Origin of the sequence: Citrobacter sp. S46_ASV_140, from assembly GCF_018919545.1 — a bacterium.
Taxonomy (GTDB): domain Bacteria; phylum Pseudomonadota; class Gammaproteobacteria; order Enterobacterales; family Enterobacteriaceae; genus Citrobacter; species Citrobacter braakii.
In genome coordinates this window covers 1-10,746 of record NZ_JAHLRC010000118.1, presented here as the reverse complement: position 1 = coordinate 10,746, position 10,746 = coordinate 1, and the positions used below count along the sequence as shown (strand labels likewise).

Here is a 10,746-nt window from a genome sequence, read left to right as displayed (position 1 = left end):
TCAGTACACTGGTCGTTTTCCTGGTGGTGAGCTGGAGTTCTCACATTGTGCACGGTGAGCGCAAAATCGTTGGGCAAAAAGGGTCTAAAGAATGATGTCGTATATCTGGTGGTCGTTACCCCTTACGCTGGCGGTATTTTTTGGCGCACGTAAGCTGGCTGCACGATTTAAAATGCCGCTATTGAACCCGCTACTGGTCGCCATGGTGGTGATCATTCCCATTCTGATGCTGACCGGAATTCCCTACGATCACTATTTCAAAGGCAGTGAAGTGCTGAACGATTTGCTGCAACCTGCCGTTGTCGCGCTGGCCTATCCGTTATACGAACAGCTGCACCAGATTCGCGCTCGCTGGAAATCAATTATTGCCATCTGCTTTGCGGGGAGCGTTGTGGCGATGGTCACAGGTACAACAATCGCCTTGTTGATGGGCGCATCGCCGCAAATTGCTGCGTCAATCATGCCGAAATCGGTAACCACGCCTATCGCTATGGCAGTGGGAGGCAGCATTGGTGGTATTCCGGCCATCAGCGCCGTGTGCGTCATTTTTGTTGGTATCCTCGGGGCTGTGTTTGGTCATACTTTGCTCAATGCGATGCGTATTCGCACCAAAGCCGCACGTGGACTGGCTATGGGTACCGCTTCGCACGCCCTGGGTACCGCACGCTGTGCAGAGCTGGACTATCAGGAAGGCGCGTTTAGCTCTCTGGCGCTGGTTATTTGCGGCATTATCACCTCCTTGGTCGCCCCATTCCTGTTCCCGATTATTCTGGCCCTGGTCGGTTAACCTTCAATTTTTGGCTAATTATTTGCGATGCGTTGCACATTTTTAATTTAAGTTTCATAAGTTGCATACACAATGAGATTTGGATCACATATAAAGCCGTAACAGGCCCGTAAACTACGATTCCATTACATTGTTATGAGGCATCGCCATGCATCCACGTTTTCAAACTGCTTTTGCCCAACTCGCGGATAACTTGCAATCAGCCCTGGCGCCTGTTCTGGCGGATGCGCATTTCCCCGCCATGCTGACTGCTGAGCAGGTCTCTTTGCTGAAACGCGAATCGGGACTGGACGAAGACGCGCTGGCATTCGCTCTACTGCCGCTGGCTGCGGCCTGCGCGCGTACTCCGCTGTCCAACTTCAACGTTGGGGCAATTTCTCGCGGCATCAGCGGCACCTGGTACTTCGGTGGCAACATGGAGTTCCTGGGGGCGACTATGCAGCAAACCGTTCATGCCGAGCAAAGCGCCATTAGCCATGCCTGGCTGCGCGGTGAAAAAGGGCTCGCCGCCATCACCGTCAACTACACGCCGTGCGGCCACTGTCGCCAGTTTATGAACGAACTGAACAGTGGACTGGATTTACGTATTCATCTGCCGGGACGTGCGCCACACGTGCTGCGCGATTACCTACCAGACGCCTTCGGACCGAAAGATCTGGAGATTAAAACACTGCTGATGGACGATCAGGATCACGGCTTCGCGCTGCAGGGCGATGCGTTGACCCAAGCGGCTATCACCGCCGCCAACAGATGTCATATGCCGTACAGCAACTCCCCAAGCGGCGTGGCGCTGGAATGTAAAGATGGTCGAATTTTTAGCGGTAGCTATGCGGAAAATGCCGCCTTCAACCCGACCCTGCCGCCGCTGCAAGGCGCGTTAAACCTGTTGAACCTTAACGGTTATGACTACCCGGATATCCAGCGTGCTGTGCTGGCTGAAAAAGCCGATGCGCCGTTGATTCAGTGGGATGCGACCTCCGCTACCCTGAAAGCGCTGGGCTGCAATAATATTGAGCGCGTGCTGCTCGGTTAATTGCCTGGCGCTACGCTTATCTGGCCTACAATCGCTCCAGGTTGTCGGCCAGATTTGCTGTTGCTACCATCCAACAGGGCCGTTTTGCTGAAAATCCCCTCAATCAGATTGCTGTTTCTTGCGCTACGTCTTCCGGTACAGTAGCCTGATTGAAATTCCATCCAAATAACGAGTTTTCTGCATGTTAAAGCGCGTGTTTTACAGCCTGTTAGTCCTGGTAGGCTTGCTGCTTTTGACTGTGCTTGGGCTCGACAGGTGGATGAGCTGGAAGACCGCTCCCTACATCTACGACGAATTGCAGGATTTACCCTACCGCCAGGTCGGTGTGGTCCTGGGCACGGCGAAATACTATCGCACCGGCGTCATCAACCAGTATTACCGCTACCGCATTCAGGGCGCATTGAACGCCTATAACAGCGGAAAGGTAAACTATCTGCTGCTGAGCGGCGACAACGCGCAGCAAAGCTACAACGAACCCATGACGATGCGTAAAGATCTGATTGCCGCAGGTGTCGATCCCGCTGACATCGTGCTTGATTACGCCGGGTTCCGGACGCTCGATTCAATTGTACGAACCCGCAAGGTGTTCGATACCAACGATTTCATCATTATTACTCAGCGATTCCACTGTGAGCGCGCCTTGTTTATTGCGCTGCATATGGGCATCCAGGCCCAGTGCTATGCGGTGCCCTCACCAAAAGATATGCTCACCGTGCGGGTACGTGAATTTGGCGCCCGCTTTGGCGCACTGGCCGATCTCTATATTTTCAAACGTGAACCCCGCTTTTTAGGCCCGCTGGTGCCCATCCCTACCATGCATCAGGTACCGGACGATGCACAGGGATATCCGGCGGTCACGCCTGAACAACTACTCGAATTACAAAAGAAACAAGGAAAATAAGCATGGATGTACAAACCCTTTTCGTCGTGTTGGCCTTTCTGCTCATTCCCGTATTTTGTTTTCGCGAAGCATGGAAAGGCTGGCGCTCTGGGGCCGTAGATAAAATTAAAAAGAATGCGCGCGAACCGGTTTACGCTTATCGCAATCAAGAGCCCCTGCAATTTTGGTCTTATGTGCTGGTTTATGCCGGGTGCGGATGTTTATCCTTCGGGATGGTCATTTACTTAGTCTTTTATCGCTAAAGAATTTTCCTTTATATTAGCATTTGAGAATAGCTAATATTTTGATAATAGTTACCATTTCAATGTAAGGGATTAATGCTGCCCGCCAGCATTTCCCTCAGACTATCTTCTATTTGTGAATCCTTTCACAGAATACTCTTCCTGCAGTGCTTAGCCTTAAGAATAGCCTTCACTTTTTATATTTTGTTATTAACGGTTTGCCTTAATTTACTCAAGCATTAAGGAAGAAAATATGCCACAACAAAATTATCTGGATGAGCTCACGCCTGCTTTTACCCCATTATTAGCAATAAAAGAGGCTTCCCGCTGTTTATTATGTCACGACGCCCCCTGTAGTCATGATTGCCCGGCGCAAACAGACCCAGGGAAATTTATTCGCTCTATTTATTTTCGTAATTTTAAAGGCGCTGCCGAAACTATCCGCGAAAATAATGCGCTCGGTGCGGTGTGCGCCCGGGTTTGCCCAACCGAAAAATTATGCCAGCGCGGATGTACGCGTTCAGGAATTGATAAACCTATCGATATTGCACGTCTGCAACGCTTTATTACCGATTTTGAACAGCAGACCGCAATGAAAATCTATCAGCCAGCAACAAAAACGCTCGGCAAGGTAGCTATCATCGGGGCGGGTCCGGCAGGGTTACAGGCCAGCGTAACGCTAAGTAATCTTGGTTATGATGTGACAATCTTCGAAAAACAGGCCCAGCCAGGTGGCTGGTTGCGTTATGGCATTCCAGAGTTTCGTCTGCCGCAGGCAGTTTTGGATCTTGAAATTGCCCGTATCGTTGAAATGGGTGTGACCATCAAGTGCAATTGTGAAGTCGGCAATGCCCTTTCCGTTGAGCAACTCAAAGCAGAATACCGCGCCGTACTGGTTACCGTAGGGATGTCTTACGGTTCAACGTTGCCTCTGTTTGAGAGGGCGAATCACGTCGAAATCGCCGTCGATTTTCTGCAACGAGCCCGGCAATCCAACGGCGATATTACCGTCGCACAAAGTGCATTAATCATCGGCGGTGGCGACGTGGCGATGGATGTCGCCAGCACATTGAAGCTGCTGGGCTGCCCGTCAGTCACCTGTGTCGCGCGTGAAGAACTCGCCGACTTCCCGGCCAGCGACAAAGAATTCAGCAGCACACAGGCTTTAGGGGTGTCGATAATTGACGGCTTCACGCCCGTGGCGGTTAGCGGAAATCGAGTCACCTTTAAGCACGTACGCCTGCCAGGAGAACTCACGCTTGAAGCCGAACAGATTATTCTCGCCGTCGGCCAACATGCTCAGCTTGATAATTTCGCCGCGTTAAAGCCACAGCGAAATCTTATCGATACGCACAATTATCAAACCGCCGATCCGGCTCTGTTTGCTGCGGGCGATATTGTTAAAGGCGATAAAACCGTTGTTTACGCCGTGAAAACGGGAAAAGAAGCCGCTCAGGCCATTCATCACTATTTAGAGGGAGCTTGCTCATGTTAACGAAAGATCTTTCTATTACTTTTTGCGGCGTCAAATTCCCTAACCCGTTCTGCCTCTCTTCCTCTCCGGTGGGCAACTGCTATGAAATGTGCGCCAAAGCCTATGATAGCGGCTGGGGTGGCATTGTTTTTAAAACGATCGGGTTCTTTATTGCTAATGAAGTCTCCCCACGCTTTGACCATCTCACCAAAGAAGATACCGGCTTTATTGGCTTCAAAAACATGGAACAAATTGCCGAGCATCCGCTGGAGGAGAATCTGGCCGCAATTCGTCGACTGAAACAGGACTACCCGGACAAAGTCCTGATTGCGTCGATTATGGGGGAAAATGAGCAGCAATGGCAGGAACTGGCCCGCCTGGTTGAAGACGCGGGTGCCGACATGATCGAGTGTAACTTCTCGTGCCCGCAAATGACCTCACATGCCATGGGTAGCGATGTCGGGCAAAGCCCTGAGCTGGTTGAAAAGTATTGTCGGGCCGTTAAACGCGGCTCGTCCCTGCCGATGCTGGCGAAAATGACACCGAACATTGGTGATATGTGTGAGGTGGCTCTGGCGGCAAAACACGGAGGTGCCGACGGTATCGCGACCATCAATACGGTTAAATCCATCACGAATATCGATCTGAACCGAAAAATCGGGATGCCGGTCGTCAACGGTAAATCCAGTATTTCCGGCTACTCCGGCAAGGCCGTTAAACCTATTGCTTTGCGATTTATCCAACAACTGCGCATGCACCCTGAACTGCGCGATTTCCCGATTAGCGGCATCGGGGGAATTGAGACCTGGGAAGATGCCGCCGAGTTTTTACTGTTAGGCGCGGCCACGCTGCAGGTGACCACCGGGATCATGCAGTATGGCTACCGGATTGTGGAGGACATGACCAGCGGGCTGTCACATTACCTCGCCGATCAAGGGATTGACTCACTGGAGGAGATGGTTGGTCTTGCCAATGCCAATATCATCCCCGCGGAGGATCTTGACCGAAGCTACATCGTCTACCCGAACATCCATCTTGATAAATGCGTTGGCTGTGGCCGCTGCTACATCTCCTGTTATGACGGTGGACATCAGGCGATGGAATGGAATGAGGAAACCCGCACACCGTACTGCAACACAGAAAAATGTGTGGGATGCCTGCTGTGTGGTCACGTTTGCCCGGTAGCCTGTATTGAGCTGGGTGAGGTGAAATTTAAATCTGGTGAGAAAGAGCATGCGTTAACGTTGTAACGCTGACAAAAAAGCCCGGTACAGATTACGCTGCACCGGACTTTTTGCAGTATACGATTACTTCTTACGCGCGTACTTCAGTGAGTCCAGCGCGACCGCGAAGATGATAATGCCGCCCTTGATAATGTACTGCCAGTAAGGGTTCACGCCAATGTAGGTCAGACCGTAGTTGATGACGGTGAAGATAATCACACCGGTCACCACGCCAAACACGGTCCCTACCCCGCCGCTGAACGACACGCCGCCAACCACGCACGCCGCAATCGCATCCAGCTCATACATAAAGCCGAGGTTGTTAGTCGCCGAGCCGATACGCCCGGCTTCGAGCAAACCACCGAAGGCATAAAACACGCCAGACAACGCATAGATGATCAGCAGGTTCAGCGCAACGTTGACCCCGGACACTTTCGCGGCTTCAGGGTTTCCGCCGATGGCGAAAATGTTTTTACCGAAGCGGGTCTTGTTCCACAGCACCCAGACAAACGCCACCGCAATCAGCGCATAGAAGGTGATGTAGGAGAGGCGGAAACTACCCAGCGCAATAAAGCCCTGCGCGAAGGTGGAGAATCCGCTGTCAAAGCCAGAAATTGGTGATGCGCCGACAAAATCGTAGTACAGGGAGTTGATCCCGTAAACGATGATCATCGTACCCAGGGTGGTAATAAACGGCGTCACATTCAGATAAGCAATGATAATACCGTTCACCAGACCGATAATGGCGCCAATCACGCAAACAATCAGCACCACCACGATGATTGGCATTGTAGCCATTTCCGGGAACACCTTGTTGGCGTTCTCCATCGACTGTAGCAAGGTTGCCGCCACGACTGCCGCCAGGCCAACCTGACGTCCCGCCGACAGGTCTGTCCCTTGGGTAACAATCAGCCCGGCCACACCCAATGCGATAATAATACGCACCGAGGATTGCGTCAGAATATTACTCAGGTTCAGTAAGCTTAAGAAAGTGGGATCCTGGAAAATAATAATCGCCAGCAAAACCAAAAGAACAACGTAAATTCCGCCTTCTTTCAGATAAGTAAGAAAACTTTTCTTATTTAACGCACTCATGAGGAGCCCCTAATCTTAAAGGTGCAAAGACGCAAGACGGAGGATTTCGTTTTGCGTTGTTGTTTTAGTGTCAACAATTCCGGCAACGAGACCATTGCTCATCACCAGAATACGATCGGTAATTCCTAGCAGCTCCGGCATTTCAGAGGAAATAATAATAATCCCCTTATCCTTTTTCGCGAGTTCGGCAATCAGCTGATAAATTTCAAATTTCGCGCCAACATCGATACCACGCGTGGGTTCATCTAACATCAGGATTTCTGGCTGCGTTAATAACCAGCGACCAATAACCACCTTTTGCTGATTACCACCGGACAGTGAACCGATTTGTGTACGATGGCCCGGCGTTTTCACCCTCATTGAGTCAATTACCCACTGGGTATCACTCTTCATGCGGGAATTATCCAGCAGACCGACTTTGTTTTTATAGTTTTGGATATTGGAGATTAACGAGTTAAAACCAATATCCAGATACGCGTAAATACCGGTTGAGCGGCGCTCTTCCGTGACCAGCGCAAAACCATGGTTAATGGCCTCATTTGCGCTGTGGTTATTAATCTTTTTGCCGTGTAGCGTAATCGTACCCGATGATTTCTCACGAATACCAAAAAGCGTTTCAACGATATCAGTACGTTTTGCGCCGACCAGCCCGGCAATCCCGAGAATTTCCCCTTTGTGCAAATCAAACGAGATATCACGAATCGACGGCTGACGCAGCGAGGTCAGGTTACGCACTTGCAGAATGACTTCGCCTGGTTTGTTTTCTTTATCCGGAAAACGTTGGTTCAGTGAGCGGCCGACCATCATGGAGATGATCTTATCCATATCCAGCCCTTCCAGCGGCTGGGTCGCAATCCACTGGCCATCGCGCAGCACGGTAATTTCATCGCATAGCTGGAAGATTTCTTCCATCTTGTGAGAAATATAAACAATACCGCATCCACGCTCTTTCAGCTTACGGATAATGGTAAACAGATGATTAACTTCTTTCTCGGTTAACGATGACGTTGGCTCATCCATGATGACGATTTTTGCGTCATAGGAGAACGCTTTCGCAATTTCAATCATCTGCATTTGCGAAACGGATAATGTACCAACGCGCGCACGCGGATCGATATCAATATCCAGCTCATCAAATATCGCTTTGGTATCGCGGTACATTTTGTCCTGATCGACAAACATGCCTTTGGTGGGATAGCGTCCCAGCCACATGTTATCCATCACAGAACGTTGTAATACCAGGTTTAATTCCTGGTGTACCATCGAAATACCATTTTCAAGCGCTTCTTTAGCAGAATGAAAATCGATTTCTTTACCCTGAAATAAAATACTACCGGAATCTTTTTGATAGATGCCGAAAAGACATTTCAATAATGTTGATTTCCCCGCGCCATTCTCCCCCATTAAGGCATGAATGGAATGTGGGCGGACTTTTAAATTGACATTATCAAGAGCCTTAACGCCGGGGAAGGACTTGTTGATGCCGGTCATTTCCAACAAGTATTCGCCTGACGACTGAGTATGTGTGCTGACCATAATTATACCTTGTTGGCCTTGCAGAGTGCGTTATTAAGGGCGCAATGACATTGCGCCCAAAGACGGAGTATTTACTTATTGGTAAACTCTGCCAGATTATCTTTATCGACACCTACGTACGGAACGCGAACAATTTTGTTCTCAATTTTCCAGTTAGTGCCATCTGCCGCACCTTTGCCATCAGCCAGGTTTTTCGCCAGATCGAAGGTGGCTTTCGCCTGGTTGTTGGCGTCGTTCAGCACGGTACCAGCCATTGCGCCAGATTTCACCAGAGCCAGCGCTTCAGGCAGCGCATCCACACCAAATACCGGTACGCTGGTTTTGTTGTGCGCTTTCAGTGCTTCAACTGCGCCCATTGCCATCGCATCGTTGTTTGCGATAACCACTTCGATTTTGTTGGCGTTCGGACCTGACATCCACGCATCCATTTTATCTTTTGCCTGAGCGGTATCCCACATTGCAGTATCTAACTGCAGTTGCTCAGTTTTAATGCCTTTATCGTTCAGCTCTTTAATCACGTAAGTGGTACGTGCTTCAGCGTCCGGGTGTCCCGGTTCGCCTTTCAGCAGAACAAACTGAATTTTGCCGTCTTTGTTCAGGTCCCAGTTCGGGTTCGCTGCCCAGTGTTTGGCGATCAAATCACCCTGAATAATACCGGACTCTTTAGAGTCGGTACCGACGTAAAACGCTTTGTCATAGCTGTCCAGCGCCTTACGAGAAGGTTCTTTGTTAAAGAACACGATCGGTACGTTCTGCCCGCGTGCCTTTTCAATGACCGTGCCTGCCGCTGCCGGGTCCACCAGGTTAATCGCCAGTGCTTTAACGCCTTTTGCCAGCAGCACGTCGATCTGGTCGTTTTGTTTGGATTGGTCGTTCTGCGAGTCATTCATCAGCAACTGTACATCTGGCGCCGCTTTGGCATCTTTTTCAATAGCCTTACGTACTACAGACATAAAGTTATCGTCATACTTATAGATAGTCACACCAATGCGGGTATCAGCAGCGTGCGCAGCCGCGCCGAATAACATGCTTGCCATTACAGCAGACAGGGTCAACACCTTCTTATTCATGGTATCTCCGGTTTTATTATGCAGGGTAGTACTTGAGATAAATGCTCGGCAGGCAGAACGTTACTGAAGTGTTACTGAACGCCGAAGCTCACTTTTAAAAAATATTTCTTCCGTGTCTGGCAACGCTCCAAAAACAGGCTTTAATTTTTGTTTAAGGCACCTTTACCTCGGTGAAAGTGATTATTCACCGTTACATAGTAGTTACAGCGCAACAAACAGTGTCATCATAGCTATCGCATTGTTAATATACTGTGAATTTACTCACATATTGAAAGCGGTTACATCGCGCAACGTTATGAGTTAGTGATCGGTGCCGCATTCTGCCGTAGCGCCACTGAATGGCGACGCACCAGCGTCGGCATAAAGCAATGCGTCGCCTCCAGGTCTAACGTGCCTGCAGCCCCCTGTAGCGCAAGCTCCGTCGCCATTTTTGCCATGGAGGCAATGGGATAGCGTACGGTGGTCAGTTGCGGATCGGTGTAACGCGCGATAGGAATATCATCAAAGCCAATGATAGAAAGGTGTAATGGAATAGCGATGCCGTTGTCTTTTAGCGCGGTCAGCGCGCCGGCAGCCATATTGTCGTTATAGGCGAAAACCGCCGTCAGTTGTAAGTTACGTCCCAGCAGTTCTACCATCGCAGACTCTCCGCCCTGCATATCGGGCGAACCGGTGCCGACCCAACTTTCTGCCGCAACAATCCCCTGCTCTTTCAGGGCTGTTAACCACCCTTCTTTGCGCATGGTGTCATCTTCAATGCGATGGCTTGACGCCAGATAACCGATGCGTTGATGACCATTATTCAGCAGCATTCGGGTCGCCATTTTGGCACCGCTGATGTTATCCAGGCAGACGCAACGGTGGGCGTAACCCGGCACCAGACGGTTGATCAGCACCATGCCGGGGATCTGATCCATAAACTCGGCGAGTTCCCGATCGCTCAGTGCTTTAGAGTGTACAATCAGTGCGTTACAGCGCTGACGAATCAACACCTCAATGGCATGACGTTCTTTTTCAGCCTCATGGTAGCTGTTGCCAATCAGGACATACTTCTGATGCTGCTGGGCAACCATATCCACGGCTTTTACCAGCGCGCCAAAAAAGGCGTCTGATACATCCATGACCACAACACCAATCGTGTCGCTCACCTGCGTCGCCAGCGCTTGCGCGTTGGCATTAGGTCGATAGCCCAGCAGAGTAACTGCCTTCATTACCGCTTCACGCGTATCGGGACTCACCAGCGCACTGTTGTTCAGTACGCGGGAAACGGTCGCTACAGAAACGCCAGACTGTCGTGCCACATCACGTATGGTGATCATATTCACTGCCCTGTTTTAGATTGCGGTTGCCCGCAGACACCCCAGGCTGGGTATTTTGTCAGCACAATGAAACGCACTGCGTGAGAG

At 50.3% G+C, this 10,746-nt stretch carries 10 protein-coding genes and 1 pseudogene; 7 read left to right on the top strand and 4 right to left on the bottom strand.

Going from position 1 to position 10,746, the window contains the following annotated elements; genetic code table 11:
- The 7 genes and pseudogenes from KQJ19_RS24085 to preA all read left to right on the top strand — a co-directional run.
- Positions 1–95 (top strand): annotated as a pseudogene (locus KQJ19_RS24085) (hypothetical protein); the annotation flags it as partial.
- Entirely contained in the window at positions 92–787 is a 696-nt protein-coding gene (locus tag KQJ19_RS19760; RefSeq protein WP_016153712.1) for a CidB/LrgB family autolysis modulator, read from the top strand. The pseudogene KQJ19_RS24085 and the gene KQJ19_RS19760, both read left to right, overlap by 4 nt.
- Before the next feature lie 148 nt (positions 788–935).
- Complete coding sequence (gene cdd, locus KQJ19_RS19755) at positions 936–1,820, top strand: cytidine deaminase (RefSeq protein ID WP_016153713.1); 885 nt, start codon at positions 936–938, stop codon at positions 1,818–1,820.
- Positions 1,821–2,001: 181 nt separating this feature from the next.
- Positions 2,002–2,721, top strand: coding sequence for an outer membrane permeability protein SanA (sanA, locus tag KQJ19_RS19750; protein WP_016153714.1), 720 nt, complete (start codon positions 2,002–2,004; stop codon positions 2,719–2,721).
- A 2-nt stretch (positions 2,722–2,723) separates the two neighbouring features.
- Entirely contained in the window at positions 2,724–2,963 is a 240-nt protein-coding gene (locus KQJ19_RS19745) for a DUF2542 family protein (protein ID WP_016153715.1), read from the top strand.
- A 232-nt stretch (positions 2,964–3,195) separates the two neighbouring features.
- Positions 3,196–4,437 carry an NAD(P)-dependent oxidoreductase gene (locus tag KQJ19_RS19740; protein ID WP_047500987.1) on the top strand — a complete coding sequence of 414 codons (1,242 nt, stop codon included), beginning with the start codon at positions 3,196–3,198 and terminating at the stop codon, positions 4,435–4,437.
- Positions 4,431–5,666 carry an NAD-dependent dihydropyrimidine dehydrogenase subunit PreA gene (preA, locus tag KQJ19_RS19735; RefSeq protein ID WP_141875430.1) on the top strand — a complete coding sequence of 412 codons (1,236 nt, stop codon included), beginning with the start codon at positions 4,431–4,433 and terminating at the stop codon, positions 5,664–5,666. Before KQJ19_RS19740 ends, preA begins: the two co-directional genes overlap by 7 nt.
- Before the next feature lie 57 nt (positions 5,667–5,723).
- Here the strand turns inward: preA and mglC are convergent, their stop codons facing one another.
- The 4 genes from mglC to galS all read right to left on the bottom strand — a co-directional run bounded on the left by mglC (position 5,724) and on the right by galS (position 10,659).
- Positions 5,724–6,734: a galactose/methyl galactoside ABC transporter permease MglC gene (gene mglC / locus KQJ19_RS19730; protein ID WP_003027393.1), complete on the bottom strand. Its 1,011-nt coding sequence runs from the start codon at positions 6,732–6,734 to the stop codon at positions 5,724–5,726.
- 15 nt (positions 6,735–6,749) lie between these two features.
- The gene (gene mglA, locus KQJ19_RS19725; RefSeq protein WP_016153718.1) at positions 6,750–8,270 is read right to left on the bottom strand and encodes a galactose/methyl galactoside ABC transporter ATP-binding protein MglA; all 1,521 of its coding nucleotides are present in this window, start codon (positions 8,268–8,270) and stop codon (positions 6,750–6,752) included.
- Between the two features lie 71 nt (positions 8,271–8,341).
- Positions 8,342–9,340 (bottom strand): galactose/glucose ABC transporter substrate-binding protein MglB, encoded by a 999-nt coding sequence (gene mglB, locus KQJ19_RS19720; protein ID WP_016153719.1) that lies wholly within the window; start codon positions 9,338–9,340, stop codon positions 8,342–8,344.
- A gap of 293 nt (positions 9,341–9,633) precedes the next feature.
- Complete coding sequence (gene galS / locus KQJ19_RS19715; RefSeq protein WP_047359172.1) at positions 9,634–10,659, bottom strand: HTH-type transcriptional regulator GalS; 1,026 nt, start codon at positions 10,657–10,659, stop codon at positions 9,634–9,636.
- Positions 10,660–10,746 lie beyond the last annotated feature (87 nt).

Coding starts and splice junctions, on each gene's coding strand:
- galS (WP_047359172.1), bottom strand. CDS start 10,659: ATGATCACCATACGTGATGTGGCACGACAGTCTGGCGTTTCTGTAGCG.
- KQJ19_RS19745 (WP_016153715.1), top strand. CDS start 2,724: ATGGATGTACAAACCCTTTTCGTCGTGTTGGCCTTTCTGCTCATTCCC.
- KQJ19_RS19740 (WP_047500987.1), top strand. CDS start 3,196: ATGCCACAACAAAATTATCTGGATGAGCTCACGCCTGCTTTTACCCCA.
- mglA (WP_016153718.1), bottom strand. CDS start 8,270: ATGGTCAGCACACATACTCAGTCGTCAGGCGAATACTTGTTGGAAATG.
- mglC (WP_003027393.1), bottom strand. CDS start 6,734: ATGAGTGCGTTAAATAAGAAAAGTTTTCTTACTTATCTGAAAGAAGGC.
- sanA (WP_016153714.1), top strand. CDS start 2,002: ATGTTAAAGCGCGTGTTTTACAGCCTGTTAGTCCTGGTAGGCTTGCTG.
- cdd (WP_016153713.1), top strand. CDS start 936: ATGCATCCACGTTTTCAAACTGCTTTTGCCCAACTCGCGGATAACTTG.
- KQJ19_RS19760 (WP_016153712.1), top strand. CDS start 92: ATGATGTCGTATATCTGGTGGTCGTTACCCCTTACGCTGGCGGTATTT.
- mglB (WP_016153719.1), bottom strand. CDS start 9,340: ATGAATAAGAAGGTGTTGACCCTGTCTGCTGTAATGGCAAGCATGTTA.
- preA (WP_141875430.1), top strand. CDS start 4,431: ATGTTAACGAAAGATCTTTCTATTACTTTTTGCGGCGTCAAATTCCCT.